General features: G+C 71.5%; 1 protein-coding gene (only partly in view). It reads right to left on the bottom strand.

Annotated features, from left to right (window positions below; all coding sequences use genetic code 11):
* Positions 1-17083, bottom strand: partial view of a type I polyketide synthase gene (locus K4G22_RS27430; protein ID WP_228083143.1) — the 5' portion only. Its footprint begins 11216 nt before the window's first position; 17083 of the gene's 28299 nt are visible here — the first part of the coding sequence; the start codon lies at positions 17081-17083; the stop codon falls past the left edge of the window.
* Between the last annotated feature and the right edge of the window lie 56 nt (positions 17084-17139).

Below are 17139 nucleotides of genomic sequence, written 5' to 3'. Positions count from 1 at the left end.
TAAAGCCCTCGACCTGCTCGGGAATGCTGCTCAGCCCGGTGGCGTAGCCGGTCCCCAGCACGCCGGCGAAGACTCCCGTTCGGCTGCCGCGCACCGCCTCGGCGGCGATGCCCGCCTGTTCGAAGACCTGCCAGGACGCTTCGAGGAGGAGCCGCTGCTGCGGGTCCATGGCGAGGGCCTCGCGGGGCGAGACGCCGAAGAAGTCCGCGTCGAACTCCGTCGCGTCGTAGAGGAACGCGCCCTTTCGGGTGTAGCTGGTGCCGTGCCGCTCCATCTCGGGGTCGTAGAGGCGCTCGATGTCCCAACCCCGGTCGGTCGGAAAGTCGCCAACCGCGTCCGTGCCCTCGACGACCAGCCGCCACAGGTCCTCGGGCGACTCGACGCCGCCGGGGAACCGGCAGGCCATGCCGACGATCGCGATCGGCTCGTCACCCGGGTGGGTGGTGGCCACCACGGCGCCCGCCTGGTCGGCGACCTCGCCCCAGACCTCCTGGAAGACAAAGGCGGCGAGCGCCCCGGGGGTGGGGTGGTCGAAGACCAGGGTGGCGGGCAACCGCAGGCCGGTGGCCGTGGTCAGGCGGTTGCGCAGCTCGACGGCGGTCAGGGAGTCGAATCCCAGGTCCTTGAAGCGGCGTTCGGGGTCCACGGAGAGCGGATCGGCGTGTCCGAGGACCGCCGCCACCTGGGTGCGCACCAGCTCCAGCACCGTCTGGACGCGTTCGTTCTCGGCCAGCGAGGCGAGCTGCCGGCGCAGCGTCGACGCCTCGGCGCCGGAGCCCGAGCCGACCGCCGAGCGGCGGGCGCGCGGGGGGCGGACCAGTCCGCGCAGCAGACCGGGCACCGTGCCCTGGTCGGCCTGCGCCTGGAGCGCCGCCTGGTCGAGCGGGGTCGCCACCAGCAGCGCGTCATACGCCCTGCTGGCCGCGTCGAACAGCGCCAGTCCATGGTCGGACGACAGGGTCGGCACGCCGTTCTTGGCCATCCGGGCCCGGTCCTGCTCGGCCAGGTCGGCGGTCATGCCGCTGGCCTCGTCCCACAGGCCCCAGGCCAGCGAGGTGCCGGGCAGGCCGTGGGCCCGACGGTGGGCGGCCAGGGCGTCCAAGTAGGTGTTCGCCGCAGCGTAGTTGGCCTGCCCCGCGTTGCCGAAGACCCCGGCGGCTGACGAGTAGAGAACGAACATCGACAGGTCGGCATCGCGGGTCAGTTCGTGCAGGTTGACCGCCGCGTCCACCTTGGGCCGCAGCACCCGCCGCACCCGCTCCGGCGTCAACGAACCCACCAGGCCGTCGTCCAACACGCCGGCCGCGTGCACCACACCCGTGAGCGGGAACTCCACGGGCACGGCGGCGAGCGCGCCCGCCAACCGCTCACGGTCCGCCGCGTCACAGGCGACGATCTCCACCCGCGCGCCCAGGTCCGCCAGCAGGTCGCGGAGTTCGGCGGCGCCCGGTGCGTTCAGTCCGGCGCGGCTGGTCAACACCAGCGACCGCACCCCGTGGCCCGTCACCAGATGCCGCGCCAACAGCGCGCCCAACGTCCCCGTGCCGCCGGTGATCAGCACCGTGCCACGGGGGTCGAGCGGACGGGGCACGGTGAGCACGATCTTGCCGGTGTGCTTGGCCTGGCTCATGAAGCGCAGGGCCTCGGGCGCGCGCCGCACATCCCAGGTGGTGAGCGGCAACGGCCGCAACGCACCGTCCTCGAAGAGCTCCACGAGCGCCGCGAGCATCTCGCCGAGCCGGACGGGACCGGCGTCTAGCACGTCGAACGCCTGGTAGGCGACACCCGGATGGTCCTGGGCAACCTGCTGGGGGTCGCGGATATCGGTCTTCCCCATCTCGACGAACCGGCCGCCGCGCGGCAGCAGGTCGAGGGACGCGTCGACGAACTCCCGCGCGAGGGAGTCCAGTACGACATCGACACCGGCTCCGTCGGTCGCGGCGAGGAACGCGTCGCGGAAGTCCAGATCCCGGGAGGAGGCGAGATGCCGCTCGTCCACGCCGAGGCCGCGCACCACATCCCACTTGGGTCGGCTCGCCGTGGTGAAGACCTCGGCGCCGAGGTGCTGGGCGAGCTGTACGGCGGCCATGCCCACGCCGCCCGCGGCGGCGTGGATCAGCACCGACTCCCCGGCGCGCAGCCCGGCCAGGTCGACCAGGCCGTAGTAGGCGGTGAGATAGACGATCGGAACGGCCGCGCCCTGCTCGAACGTCCAACTGTCCGGCATCCGCACCACCGTGCGGTGGTCGGTGACGGCCAGCGGCCCGAACGAGCCGGGGATGATGCCGAACACCCGGTCCCCCGGGGAGAGTTCGGCGACGTCCGCGCCGACGTCGACAATCACGCCGGCGGCCTCACCGCCCAGGTTGGCCAACCCCGGGTACATGCCGAGGCCGATCAGCACATCGCGGAAGTTCAGCCCCGCCGCCCGGACGGCGACCCGCACCTGCCCCGGCTCCAGCGGAGCGGTGACCTCGGCGCCCGGCAGCAGCGCCAGGCTCTCCAGGGTGCCGGCGCCGGTCGACTCCAGGCGCCAGGCCGGCTCGTTCACGGGCGGCAGCAGCGCCCCGCCGGCACCGACGCGCGCCAGACGCGGTGCCCTCGACTGGGCCCCACGAAGGGCGAGTTGCCCCTCCCCCGCGGCCAGCGCGGCGCTGACGGCACCGACCACCTCGCTGATCTCCGGAGCCTCGACACCCTGCTCCGGGTCGAGATCGAGAAGCAGCAGCCGGTCCGGGTTCTCGGACTGCGCGGAGCGGACCAGGCCCCACACCGGGGCGATGTCGAGACGGCGCACGTCCTCCCCCGGCCCGGTGGCGACGGCGCCACGGGTGACGACGACCAGCCGCGCATCCGCGAGTTCCTCCCGGCCCAGCCACTCCTGGACGACGTTCAGCGCCTCCAGCGTCCCGGCCTCAGCGGCCCGCGCCGGATCGCCCGCGCGGGCCGGAGGGGACCACAGGACGACGGAGGGCACCGCGTCGCCTGTGCCGATCAGGTCGGCGAGGGCGGCGGCGCGCAGCGGAAGCGCGTCGCCGAGGCCGTACTGGTCCTCACCGAGGAGGGCCCAACCGGCCGTCGTGGCCCCGTCGTTCGCAGCGTCGGTGCGCAGCGGCGCCCAGTCGACGCCGAAGAGCGCGTCCCGTTCAGGGCCGGCGTCCGCCGCGAGTTCCCCGGCGGTCATGGCACGCAGCACCAGCGACTCGACGCGCGCCACTGGCTGGCCGGCGAGGTCCGCCGCCTCGATGGAGACGGCGTCCGGCCCTGCGGGAGCGATCCGCACCCGCAGGGCAGTGGCGCCGGCGGCGAGCAGCGAGACACCCGTCCAGGCGAACGGGAGCCGCGCGCCCCCCTCGGCGGCCAGTGGGCCGAAGCCGGTGGCCTGGAGCGCCGCGTCGAGGAGCGCCGGGTGGAGGCCGAAGCGCACGGCCTCCGGCAGCGCCTCCTCCGGCAGCGCGACCTCGGCGAAGACCTCGTCACCGCGCCGCCAGGCCGCGCGCAGCCCCTGGAACGCGGGACCATAGCCGTAGCCCGCCTCGGCCATCGCCGAGTAGAAACCCGACACCTCGACCGGCTCGGCGTCGGCCGGCGGCCAAGCCGCGAGGTCGGCGACCGGTTCGCGGACGGCGGCCTCGGATGTCTCGGGCGCGAGCAGCCCCTCGGCATGGCAGGTCCATGGCTCGCCGGCGTCGGCACTCTCCGGGCGCGACCACACCCGCATCTCGCGCTGCCCGGCGCCGTCGGGGGCCCCGACGACAACCTGCACCTGGACCGCTCCGCGCTCGGGCAGGACCAGCGGGGCCTGGAGCATCAGTTCGCTCAGTCGCCCGCAGTCGACCTCGTCGCCGGCGCGGACGGCCAGTTCGACAAAGCCGGTGCCGGGCAGCAGCACGGTGCCGCCGACGGCGTGGTCGGCCAGCCACGGGTGGGTCCGAAGCGAGAGCCGCCCGGTCAGCATCGCGCCGGACTCGGCCGCCAGATGCACGGCGGCGCCCAGCAGCGGATGCTCGGGGGCGACCAACCCCGCACCGCCGACATCGGCGGCCCCAGCCGGAGCTTCCAACCAGTACCGCTGGTGCTGGAAGGCATAGGTCGGCAGATCAACCTGGCGCACCGACCGTCCGGCGAACGCGGCCCGCCAGTCCACCGAGACGCCCCGGGCCCACACGCGGGAGAGCGCGGCGGTGAACGTCGCCACCTCGTCCCGTTCACGGCGAGTGGTGGCGACGAACGCGGCGGTGGTGTCGTCCTCCGCGAGGCAGTCGGCGCCCATCGCGGTCAACGTGGCGTCCGGGCCCAGCTCCAGGAACGTCGTCACCCCGGCCGAGCGCAACGCACCGACGCCGTCGGCGAACCGCACCGTCGCCCGAACATGCGCCACCCAGTACTCGGCACTCCCGATCTCCACCCCGGCCGGCTCACCCGACACATTCGAGATCACCGGAAGCGCGGGCGCGCGGTAGGTGACGGACTGGGCAACCTGCCCAAAGTCCGCCAGCATCGGCTCCATCAACCGCGAGTGGAACGCATGCGAAACCGTCAACGTCCGTGTCTTCACGCCCTCTTCGGTGAATATCGCGCGCAACGCCTCGATGGCGGCCTCGTCGCCGGCGACCACCACCGACTGCGGACCGTTGACGGCGGCGATATCGAGATCGGTCAGCCCGCGAACCGTCTCCTCCGACGCCTGCACGGAAAGCATCGCCCCACCGGCCGGCAACGCCTGCATCAACGACCCACGCGCCGCCACCAACCGACAAGCATCCGCCAGGTCGAAAACCCCAGCCACATAAGCCGCCGTGATCTCACCAATCGAATGCCCGGCGACAAAGTCCGGCCGCACCCCAAACGACTCCACCAACCGCCACAACGCCACCTCAACCGCGAACAACCCCGCCTGAGTGAACACCGTCCGATCCAGATCATCACTGGTTTCGTCGTTGAGCACTTCACCCAACGGACGCGGCAACAACCCCTCGAACCCCGCACACACCTCACCCAGGGCCTCGGCGAACACCGGGAAAGCGGCAGCAAGTTCCGCACCCATCCCAGCCCGCTGCGCACCCTGACCCGTGAACAACAACGCCAACCGGCCATCCACCACGGACTCCGGCGTCAATGAATCGAGCCCAGTGATCAGTTCACCGGAATCCCGACCCCACACCACCCCACGCGCCGGCAACCCCGCACGGCCAGTCGCCAACGACCACCCCACATCCGCCGGCTCCAACTCCCCAGCGGCCTCGGCAAGGCGCTCCGCCTGCGCCACCAACGCCTCACCCGAATGAGCAGATACCGCCCAGGGCAGAACAGGGAGCCGGTCACCAGGCAGCACCACAGCACCCGGCTCGGCATCCTCCGACGCCTCCTCCACAATCACATGCGCATTAGTCCCACTAATACCAAACGACGACACCCCAGCCCGACGCACCCGACCCCCATCCGCCACCCACTCCCGCGCCTCCGTCAACAACGACACCCCACCCGCCGACCAATCCACATGCTCCGACGGCGCATCCACATGCAACGTCGACGGCAACACCCCATACCGCATCGCCATCACCATCTTGATCACACCCGCAACACCCGCAGCCGCCTGCGTATGACCAATATTCGACTTCACCGACCCCAACCACAACGGCCGATCACCCGACCGACCCCGCCCATACGTCGCCAACAACGCCTGCGCCTCAATCGGATCCCCAAGAGTCGTACCCGTCCCATGCGCCTCCACCACATCCACATCACCCACCGAAAGACCCGCATTAGCCAACGCCGCCCGAATCACCCGCTGCTGCGACGGACCATTCGGCGCCGTCAACCCATTCGACGCACCATCCTGATTCACCGCCGAACCCGCCACCACCGCCAACACCCGATGCCCAAGACGCCGCGCATCCGACAACCGCTCCACCAACAACACCCCAACACCCTCACCCCACCCCGTACCATCCGCCCCCGAAGCAAACGACTTACACCGACCATCAACCGCCAACCCACGCTGCCGCGAAAACTCAACAAACGTCCCCGCCGTCGGCATCACCGTCACACCACCAGCCAACGCCAAATCACACTCACCCTGCCGCAACGCCTGCGCCGCCAAATGCAACGCCACAAGCGAAGAGGAACAAGCCGTATCCACCGTCACCGCAGGGCCCTCAAGGCCAAACGTGTAAGCGAGCCGGCCGGAGACCACGCTGCCGGATGAACCGGTGCCGACAAAGCCCTCGATCTCTTCGGGGATCCGGCTCAGTCGGGTTGCATAGTCGAAGTACATCGCGCCGGTGAAGACGCCGGTGCGGCTGCCGCGCACCGACTCCGCCGGCACACCCGCCCGTTCGAACGCCTCCCAGGACGCCTCCAACAACAACCGCTGCTGCGGATCCATCGCCAACGCCTCACGCGGGCTGATCCCGAACAACGACGCGTCGAACTCCGCCGCGTCATAGAGGAATCCACCCTGGCGCGTGTAGCTGGTGCCATGCCGGCTCGGGTCCGGGTCATAGAGCGCGTCGAGGTCCCAACCACGGTCGGTCGGAAAGGTGCCGATGGCGTCGCCGCCGGAGCTGACCAACTGCCACAGCTCCTCGGGCGAGTTCACCCCGCCCGGGTAGCGGCAGGCCATGCCGACGATCGCGATCGGCTCGTCCGAGACGTCTCTGGTCGCGACGACGGCCGCGTCGGCGTCCAGGCCGAACACCTCTCGCTGCACAAACGCCGCGAGCAGCACGGGAGTTGGGTGGTCGAAGACCAGTGTGGCGGGCAGCCGTAGGCCGGTGGCGGCGCCGAGCCGGTTGCGCAGTTCGAGCGCGGTGAGCGAGTCGAAGCCCAAGTCCTTGAACTGCCGCTCGCCGTCGACCTCGTGGGCGCCGCCGTGTCCGAGCACGGCCGCGACCTCCGCGCGGACCAGATCGAGGACGAACCGGTCCCGTTCGGTCCGCTCCAGGCCGGCCAGTCGGCGCCGCAGCGCCGACTCCTCCAGTCGGGCCCCGCCCAGCCCGGCGGCCGTGCGGCGGGCTCGCCGGACGCGCACCAGGCCGCGCAGGAGTTCGGGAACGGGGCCACGGGTCGCCAGGGCGTTGAGCGCGGACAGGTCGAGCGGGTTGGCGACAAGCAGGGCGTCGTCGACGGCGCCCGCCGAGTCGAAGAGGGCGAGCCCCTGCTCCGTGGTCAGCGGCACCATCCCGCCCTGCGCCATGCGGGACCGGCTCTGTCCGCCGAGCCCGCCGGTCATGCCGCTGGTCTCGTCCCACAGGCCCCAGGCCAGCGAGGTGCCGGGCAGGCCATGGGCCCGACGGTGGGCGGCCAGGGCGTCCAAGTAGGTGTTCGCCGCAGCGTAGTTGGCCTGCCCCGCGTTGCCGAAGACCCCGGCGGCTGACGAGTAGAGAACGAACATCGACAGGTCGGCATCGCGGGTCAGTTCGTGCAGGTTGATCGCCGCGTCCACCTTGGGCCGCAGCACCCGGAGGAGACGTTCGCCGCTCAGCGAGGCGAAGAGGCCGTCGTCCAACACGCCGGCCGCGTGCACCACGCCCGTCAACGGGTGGTCGGCGGGCACCCGTTGCAGCACTCCGGCCAGTTGGTCGCGGTCGGCCGCGTCGCAGGCCACGACCTCGACGGTGGCACCGGCCGCGGTGAGTTCGGCGACCAACTCGGCCACGCCGGGCGCGTCTTCGCCCCTGCGGCTGGTGAGCAGCAGCGAACGGACGCTGTAGCGGGCGACCAGATGTTGGGCGAGGACGGCCCCCAGGGTGCCGGTGCCGCCGGTGATCAACACAGTGCCGTTGGTGTCCAGGCGCCCCCACGGCGCGGCGACGCTCTCTGTCCCATCGCCCGCGCGGGCCAGCCTCGGCACCAGCACCGTGCCGCGCCGCACCGCGATCTGCGGCTCACCGGTGGCGAGCGCGGCGGCGACCTCGGAGTCGGGGTCGGGGGCGCCCGAGGGGTCGAGGTCGATCAGCACGATCCGGCCCGGGTTCTCCGACTGCGCCGAACGCAGGAGCCCCCAGACGCCGGCGTGGTCGAGGTCGGTCACGTCCTCGTCCGGGTGCACGGCGACGGCACCCCTGGTGACCACGGCCAGGCGGGTGTCCGTCAGGCTCTCGTCGGCGAGCCAGTCCCGGACGGTCTCCCAGGTCCGCAGGGTCACGGCGGCCACGCGCTCCGCCGTGCCGGTGCGGGCGGGATCTGCGGGAGTCGACTCGTCGACCAGATGCCGCACCACGGTGGGTGGTGCCTCGGCGGCGGTGTCGCCGGGCTCGGCGGTCGTCCACTCCAGCCGGAACAACGAGGCGCCGGCGCCCGCACCGGCGGCCACCTGCTCGGGTGACACCGGTCGGACGATCAACGAGGCGACGTCGGCGACGAGTTGACCGGACGTGTCGGCCACCTGGATCGCGAGGGCGCTGTCCCCGACCGGCAGAAGCCGCGCCCGGACGGCGGCGGCGCCGGACGCCGCGAGCGTCACCCCGGACCAGGCGAACGGCAGCCGAAGCTCACCGTCGTCCGCCCCGGACAGCCGGCCGGCGTGCAGCACGGCGTCCAACAGCGCGGGGTGAATGCCGAAGCGGGCCGCGGCGGACTGCTCCTCCTCCGGGAGTGCCACCTCGGCGAAGATCTCCTCGCCGCGCCGCCAGGCGGCCCGCAGCCCCTGGAACACCGGGCCGTAGAGATAGCCGGTCTCGGCGGCGGACTGGTAGAGGCCGGAGACGTCCAGCTCCTCGGCGTCGGCGGGCGGCCAGACGTGTAGTTCGGGCGCGGTCACCGGAAGCGGCGCCTCGTCGTCCGACACGAGCACGCCGTCGGCGTGGCAGGTCCATGCTTCGTCGGGCGAGGCGTTCTCCGGGCGGGACCAGATGTGCAGCTCGCGCTCCCCGGTCCTGCTGGCGGCGCCCACCATCACCTGGACGGCGACGCCGCCCCGCTCGGGGACGACCAGGGGTGCCTGGAGGGCGAGTTCCCGCAGACGGGTGCTGCCCACCTCGTCGCCGGCGCGGACGGCGAGCTCGACAAAGCCGGTGCCGGGGAAGAGGGTGCTGCCGGCGATGGCGTGGTCGGCCAGCCACGGGTGGGTGCTGAGGGCGAGCCGCCCCGTCAGCATCACCCCGCCCTCGGCGGCAAGGGTGACGGCGGCACCGAGCAGCGGATGGCCGGCCGCGACCAGGCCGGCAGAGCCCACGTTCGACGCACCGCCCTCGTCGCGCAGCCAGTAGCGGCGGCGCTGGAAGGCGTAGGTCGGCAGGTCGACCTGCCGCAGGGACCGGCCGGCGAACGCGGCCCGCCAGTCCACGTCCGCGCCCCGGGCCCAGACCCGGGAGAGCGCGGCGGTGAACGTCGCCACCTCGTCCCGTTCACGGCGAGTGGTGGCGACGAACGCGGTGGTGGTGTCGTCCTCGGGCAGGCACTCGGTACCCATCGCGGTGAGGGTGGCGTCCGGGCCCAGCTCCAGGAACGTCGTCACCCCGGCCGAGCGGAGAGCACTGACGCCGTCGGCGAACCGGACCGTGGCGCGGACATGCCGCACCCAGTAGGCGGCGGTCGCGATCTCGACGCCGGCCGGCTCACCCGTGACATTGGAGATCACGGGAAGCGCGGGCGCACGGTAGGTCAGCGACTCGGCAACCTCCTCGAAGTCGGCCAGCATCGGCTCCATCAACCGCGAGTGGAACGCATGCGACACGGTGAGCGTGCGGGTCTTCACGCCCTCTTCGGTGAACGTCGCGCGAAGCCGCTCGATGGCGGCCTGATCGCCGGCGACGACGACCGATTGCGGGCCGTTGACGGCGGCGATATCGAGATCGGTCAACCCTCGGACCGTCTCCTCCGACGCCTGAACGGAAAGCATCGCCCCACCCGAAGGCAACGCCTGCATCAACGACCCACGCGCCGCCACCAACCGACAAGCATCCGCAAGGTCGAAAACCCCAGCCACATAAGCGGCCGTGATCTCACCAATCGAATGCCCCGCCACAAAGTCCGGCCGCACCCCGAACGACTCCACCAACCGCCACAACGCCACCTCAACCGCGAACAACCCCGCCTGAGTGAACACCGTCCGATCCAGATCGCCGCTGGTTTCGTCATTGAGCACCTCACCCAACGGACGCGGCAACAACCCATCGAACCCGGCACACACCTCGTTCAACGCCTGGGCGAACACCGGGAAAGCGGCGGCGAGTTCCGCACCCATCCCAGCCCGCTGCGCACCCTGACCCGTGAACAACAACGCCAACCGACCATCCACCACGGACTCCGGCGTCAATGAATCGAGCCCAGCGATCAGTTCACCGGCATCCCGACCCCACACCACCGCACGCGCCGACAACCCCGCCCGACCGTTGACCAACGACCACCCCACATCCGCCGACTCCAACTCCCCCGCCACCGAGGCCAACCGCTCCGCCTGCGCCACCAACGCCTCACCCGAATGAGCAGATATCGGCCAGGGCAGAACAGGGAGCCGGTCACCAGGCAGCACCACAGCACCCGGCTCGGCATCCTCCGACGCCTCCTCCACAATCACATGCGCATTAGTCCCACTAATACCAAACGACGACACCCCAGCCCGACGCACCCGACCCTCATCCGCCACCCACTCCCGCGCCTCCGTCAACAACGACACCCCACCCGCCGACCAATCCACATGCTCCGACGGCGCATCCACATGCAACGTCGACGGCAACACCCCATACCGCATCGCCATCACCATCTTGATCACACCCGCAACACCCGCAGCCGCCTGCGTATGACCAATATTCGACTTCACCGACCCCAACCACAACGGCCGATCACCCGACCGACCCCGCCCATACGTCGCCAACAACGCCTGCGCCTCAATCGGATCCCCAAGAGTCGTACCCGTCCCATGCGCCTCCACCACATCCACATCACCCACCGAAAGACCCGCATTAGCCAACGCCGCCCGAATCACCCGCTGCTGCGACGGACCATTCGGCGCCGTCAACCCATTCGACGCACCATCCTGATTCACCGCCGAACCCGCCACCACCGCCAACACCCGATGCCCAAGACGCCGCGCATCCGACAACCGCTCCACCAACAACACCCCAACACCCTCACCCCACCCCGTACCATCCGCCCCCGAAGCAAACGACTTACACCGACCATCAACCGCCAACCCACGCTGCCGCGAAAACTCAACAAACGTCCCCGCCGTCGGCATCACCGTCACACCACCAGCCAACGCCAAATCACACTCACCCTGCCGCAACGCCTGCGCCGCCAAATGCAACGCCACAAGGGAGGAGGAGCAGGCGGTGTCGACCGTCACCGCAGGGCCCTCAAGGCCAAACGTGTAAGCGACGCGGCCGGAGAGGACGCTGCCGGAGTTGCCGGTGCCGAGGAAGCCCTCGACATCGGACGGCACCTCGCGCAGGCGGCTGGCGTACTCGTGATACATGACGCCGGCGAAGACCCCGGTGCGGCTGCCGCGCACCGATTCCGCCAGCACACCCGCCCGTTCGAACGCCTCCCAGGACGCCTCCAACAACAACCGCTGCTGCGGATCCATCGCCAACGCCTCACGCGGGCTGATCCCGAACAACGACGCGTCGAACTCCGCCGCGTCATAGAGGAATCCGCCCTGGCGCGTGTAGCTGGTGCCATGCCGGCCGGGCTCCGGGTCGTAGAGCGCGTCGAGGTCCCAACCACGGTCGCCGGGGAACTCGCCGATGGCGTCGCCGCCGGAGCTGACCAACTGCCACAGCTCCTCGGGCGAGTTGGCCCCGCCCGGGTAGCGGCAGGCCATGCCGACGATCGCGATCGGCTCGTCGTGGATGGCGGCCAGCGGCAGGGTGGCGGGGACGCCGGTCTCGTGGCCGCCGACCTCGTCGTGCACAAATGTGGCCAGCGCGGCCGGCGTTGGGTGGTCGAAGATCAGCGTGGCGGGGAGTCGCAGACCGGTGGCCATGGTCAGGCGGTTGCGCAGCTCGACGGCGGTCAGCGAGTCGAAGCCCAGTTCGTTGAAGGGGCGTTCGGCGTCCACGGCGTGTGCGTCGGCGTGGCCGAGCACCGCGGCTATGTGCGACCGGACAAGGTCGAGCACCAGCCGGGCGCGCTCGGGCGCGTCCAGGCCGCGCATCCGCTCGGCGAGCGGCGAGTCCGCGCCGGCGCCCGCGCTGCGGCGGCCCGGGGCGCGGGTGACGAGGCCGGAGAGCAGCGGGGGCACGCCGTCGGCGGCGGCGCGGGCCCGCAGCGCGGGCAGGTCGAGACGGACGGGGACGAGCAGTGCGTCATCCGTGCCGAGGGCGGCGTCGAGGAGTTCGAGCCCCTGGGCGGCGGAGAGCGATAGCAGTCCGCTCTGGGCCATTCGGGACCGGCTCTGCTCGTCGAGCTGGCCGGACATGCCGCCGTCCTGCTCCCACAGGCCCCAGGCCAGGGAGACGCCGGGCAGGCCGTTGGCGCGGCGGTGGGTGGCCAGCGCGTCGAGGAAGGCGTTCGCCGCAGCGTAGTTGGCCTGGCCGGGGCCGCCGAAGACGCCGGCCGCCGAGGAGTACAGCACAAACATCGACAGGTCGATATCGCGGGTCAGCTCGTGCAGGTTGACCGCCGCGTCCACCTTGGGCCGCAGCACCCGCCGCACCTGCTCCGGCGTCAACGAGCCGACCAGCGCGTCGTCCAACACGCCGGCCGCGTGCACCACACCCGTGAGCGGGAACTCCACGGGCACGGCGGCGAGCGCGTCCGCCAACCGCGCGCGGTCCGCCGCGTCACAGGCGACGATCTCCACCCGCGCGCCGTCCGTCTCCAACTCGTCCACCAGTTCGGCGACTCCCGGTGCGTCGGCGCCGCTTCGGCTGGTCAACACCAGCGACCTGACGCCGTGCCCCGTCACCAGATGCCGTGCCAGCAGGGCGCCCAACGTCCCCGTGCCGCCGGTGATCAGTACCGTCCCCGGCAGGCGGGGGTCCGTCGGGTCGTTGTCGGTCGCCGGCGCGTCGACCCGGGTGATGCGCGCGGCGTGCGGCTGGTCCTCACGGACCGCTGTCTGTGGTTCGCCGCAGCCCAGGGCGGCGGTGATGCCGGCGGCGGCGTCGACGGTGGGGTCGAAGTCGAGATCGATCAGCACGATGCGGCCCGGGTTCTCCGACTGGGCGCTTCGCACCAGTCCCCAGACGGCGGCTGCGGCCGGGTCGGACAGCTGCTCGCGGGGGTCGGTGGCCACCGCGCCCTGGGTGACGACGGCCAACGTCGCGCCGGCGAGGCCGGGTTCCGCCAGCCAGGCCTGGACGGTGTCGAGCGTCCGCAGCACCAACTCCTCGGCGGAGCGCGCCATTCCGTCCCCGCCGGCGCCCTGCGCGGGGTGGACGACGACCGACGGCCGTTCGGCGTCGGCGGCCAGCAGCGCCGCGACATCCTGGTAGGCGGGGAGACCAAGGGCGAACGTGTCGGCGCCGAGCACGGCCCATTCGGTCGCCGGCGCGACCGGCCGGCTCGCGGTGACGGGGCGCCACTCCAGCCGGAACAGCGCGTCGCGGGTGGCGGCGGAGGCGGCGGCCAGCTGGTCGGCCGAGACGGGGCGGGTCACCAAGGAGGCGACGTCCAGCACGGGACGGCCCTCACCGTCCGCGATCTGTAGGAACATGCCCTCGGGGCCGGTGCGCCCCAGGCGGACGCGTACCACCCCGGCGCCGACCGCGCGCAGGGAGACGCCGGACCAGGCGAACGGGAGACGCAGCGCGTCGTCATCACCGCCGGCCAGCCGGCCGGCGTGCAGCACGGCGTCCAACAGCGCGGGGTGGATGCCATAGCGGCTGGCCTGAGTGCGCTGGTCATCGGGGAGCGCGACCTCGGCGAAGACCTCGTCGCCGCGCCGCCAGGCGGCCCGCAGGCCCTGGAACACCGGGCCGTAGCCGTAGCCGGCTTCGGCGGCGGCCGGGTAGAAGCCGGAGAGTTCAACCGGACTGGCCCCGGCCGGCGGCCAGGCCGTCAGCTCCAACTCCGGTAGGGACGTTGCCGGTTCGTTCTGGTCGAGGATGCCGTCGGCGTGGCAGGTCCATGCCTCGTCGGTCTCGGTGTTCTCCGGGCGGGAGTAGATCCGCACGGGGCGACGTCCCGCGCCGTCCGGGGCCGAGACGACGACCTGCACCTGAACGGCGCCGCGCTCGGGCAGCGCGAGCGGCGCCTGAAGGGCCAGCTCGTGCAGATGCGGGCAGCCGGCCTCGTCGCCGGCGCGGACGGCGAGCTCGACAAAGCCGGTGCCGGGGAAGAGGACCGTGCCGCCGATGGCGTGGTCCGCCAGCCACGGGTGGGTGCTGACGGCGAGCCGCCCCGTCAGCATCACGCCGCCCTCGGCGGCCAGCGAGACGGTGGCGCCCAACAGCGGGTGCCCGGCGGCACTTTGGCCAAGCCCGGCCGGATCGGAACCGGCCTCGTGCTCCAGCCAGTACCGCTCCCGCTGGAAGGCGTAGGTCGGCAGGTCGACCTGCCGCAGGGACCGGCCGGCGAACGCGGCCCGCCAGTCCACATCCGCGCCCCGGGCCCAGACCCGGGAGAGCGCAGCGGTGAACGTCGCCACCTCGTCCCGTTCACGGCGGGTGGTGGCAACGAAGGCGGCGGCGGTGTCGTCCTCCGCCAGGCACTCGGCACCCATCGCGGTCAACGTGGCATCCGGGCCCAGCTCCAGGAACGTCGTCACCCCGGCCAAGCGGAGAGCTCTTACCCCGTCGGCAAACCGGACCGTGGCCCGGACATGCGCCACCCAGTAGGCGGCGGTCGCGATCTCGACACCAGCCTCCTGGCCGGTCACATTCGAGATCACGGGAAGCGCGGGCGCACGGTAGGTCAACGACTCGGCAACCTCCTCGAAGTCGGCCAGCATCGGCTCCATCAACCGCGAATGGAACGCATGCGAGACGGTCAACCGCCGTGCCTTCACACCCTCTTCGGTGAACGTCGCGCGCAACGCCTCGATGGCGGCCTCATCGCCGGCGACCACCACCGACTGCGGACCGTTGACGGCGGCGATATCGAGATCGGTCAGCCCGCGAACCGTCTCCTCCGACGCCTGCACGGAAAGCATCGCCCCACCCGAAGGCAACCCCTGCATCAACGATCCACGCGCCGCCACCAACCGACAAGCATCCGCCAGATCAAAAACCCCAGCAACATAAGCGGCGCTGATCTCACCAATGGAGTGCCCGGCGACAAAGTCCGGCCGCACCCCAAACGACTCCACCAACCGCCACAACGCCACCTCAACCGCAAACAACCCCGCCTGAGTGAACACCGTCCGATCCAGATCCGACGAGCTGGACCCCTCGGCCAACACCTCACCCAACGGACGCGGCAACAACCCATCGAACCCCGCACACACCTCACCCAACGCCTCCGCGAACACCGGGAACGCGGCAGCGAGTTCCGCGCCCATCCCAGCCCGCTGCGCACCCTGACCCGTGAACAACAACGCCAACCGACCATCCACCACGAACTCCGGCGCCAACGACCCCAGCCCAGCCACCAGTTCACCAGCGTCCCGACCCCACACCACCCCACGCGCCGACAACCCCGCCCGCCCGTTGACCAGCGACCAGCCCACATCCGCCGGCTCCAACTCCCCCACCACCGCAGCCAACCGCTCCGCCTGCGCCACCAACGCCGCACCACCGCGTGCCGACAGCACCCAGGGCAGCATCGGAAGCGCGTCACCGGGCACCACCACCGGCTCCGCCGAGGTGTTCTCGGGGGCCTGCTCCAGGATGATGTGCGCGTTGGTGCCGGAGACGCCGAACGCGGAGACGCCCGCACGGCGCGGGCGGTCGGTCTCGGGCCAGGGGCGTCGCTCGGTCAGCAGTTCGACGGCGCCGGCGGACCAGTCCACGTGTTCCGACGGCGTGTCGACGTGCAGGGTGGGCGGCAGCACGCCCTCCCGCAGGGCCATCACCATCTTGATCACGCCCGCGACACCGGCCGCCGCCTGCGTGTGGCCGATGTTGGACTTCACCGACCCCAGCCACAGCGGCCGGTCCCCGTCCCGCTCCTGACCGTAGGTGGCCAGCAGCGCCTGGGCCTCGATCGGGTCGCCCAGCGAGGTGCCGGTGCCATGCGCCTCGACCGCGTCCACATCGGCGGCGTCCAGCCGGGCGCTCTCCAACGCCTGCCGGATGACGCGCTGTTGGGAAGGCCCGTTCGGCGCAGTCAACCCGTTGGACGCACCGTCCTGGTTGACGGCCGAGCCACGCAGTACGGCGAGCACCGGGTGGCCCTTGCGGCGAGCGTCGGAGAGGCGTTCGACGAGGAGCAGGCCGATGCCCTCGGCCCAGCCGGTGCCGTCGGCCGCCGAGGAGAACGGCTTGCAGCGGCCATCAGCCGCCAGCCCGCGCTGCCGGCTGAACTCGACGAAGACACCGGGGCTGGGCAGGACGGTGACGCCGCCCGCGAGGGCCATCTCGCACTCGCCGTTGCGCAGCGCCTGGGCCGCGAGATGCAGCGCGACCAGCGAGGAGGAGCAGGCTGTGTCGATGGTCACCGCGGGGCCCTCAAGGCCCAGCGTGTAGGCGACGCGGCCGGAGAGGATGCTGGTGGCGACGCCGGTCATGGAGAAGCCCTCGGCGGCCTCCGGTACCCGCAGCGTGTCGATATAGCCGAAGTGCGCGCCGCCCACGAAGACGCCGGTGCCATGGCCCTTGAGGGAGGTGGGCGCGATGCCGGCCCGTTCGAACGCCTCCCAGGCGGTCTCCAGCAGCAGGCGCTGCTGCGGGTCCATCGCGAGGGCCTCGCGTGGTGAGATGCCGAAGAAGTCGGCGTCGAAGTCGGCCGCGTCGTAGAGGAATCCGCCCTGGTCGGCGTAGCTGGTGCGCGGGTGGTCGGGGTCGGGGTGGAACAGTTCGTCCAGGTTCCAGCCACGGTCGGTGGGGAAGTCACCGATGGCGTCGGTGCCTTCGGCGACGAGCCGCCACAGGTCCTCGGGTGTGTTCACTCCGCCGGGGAAGCGGCAGGCCATGCCGACGATCGCGATCGGCTCGTTGCTCCTCGCCTCGGTGAGCGCCAGGCGCTGGCGGGTCTCCCGCAGGTCCGCCGTCACCAGCTTGAGGTACTCGCGGAGCTTCGCTTCGTTGCTGGACATTCTGCTTCGTCTCCAGGGACGTTCGTGGTGGTGCTACGGGAGTGACGGAGTGGAAG

This window comes from Streptomyces profundus, from assembly GCF_020740535.1.
Classification (GTDB): domain Bacteria; phylum Actinomycetota; class Actinomycetes; order Streptomycetales; family Streptomycetaceae; genus Streptomyces; species Streptomyces profundus.
Note: the sequence above shows the minus strand (reverse complement) of the source record. Positions and strands in the feature narration are given on the sequence as shown.